The 248-nt window shown below is 58.9% G+C and carries 1 protein-coding gene; it reads right to left on the bottom strand.

From position 1 onward, the window contains the following. A partial coding sequence (locus J8I82_RS38175; RefSeq protein ID WP_245180706.1) for a porin occupies positions 1 to 248 on the bottom strand: 248 nt, incomplete at both ends.

Genomic DNA, 248 nt, shown 5'->3' with positions numbered 1-248 from the left:
ATCGCCGCCGCCATTGGTATCTACACCGCGAACGCCAAGACGCGAACGAATCCGGGTATCGACCGCACTGTTTTTGAGGTCGCGGTAGGCGTACTGAGCACCGACGTGCAGGACGTTGCCATCACTGTGCAGCGGTGCGAACACGCCACGTACGTTGTAGCGCTTGGTGCTGTCGCCATCCGAGTTGTTGTTGGTTTCGCTGAAAACGCTACCGGATACATAGGCCATGTCGGCGATGGTGCTGGTGG

The organism is Cupriavidus consociatus (assembly GCF_017814975.1).
In the GTDB taxonomy this organism is placed as follows: Bacteria; Pseudomonadota; Gammaproteobacteria; order Burkholderiales; family Burkholderiaceae; genus Cupriavidus; species Cupriavidus consociatus.
The sequence above is the reverse complement of the archived record's forward strand: the minus strand, read 5'-3'. Positions and strand labels throughout refer to the sequence as shown.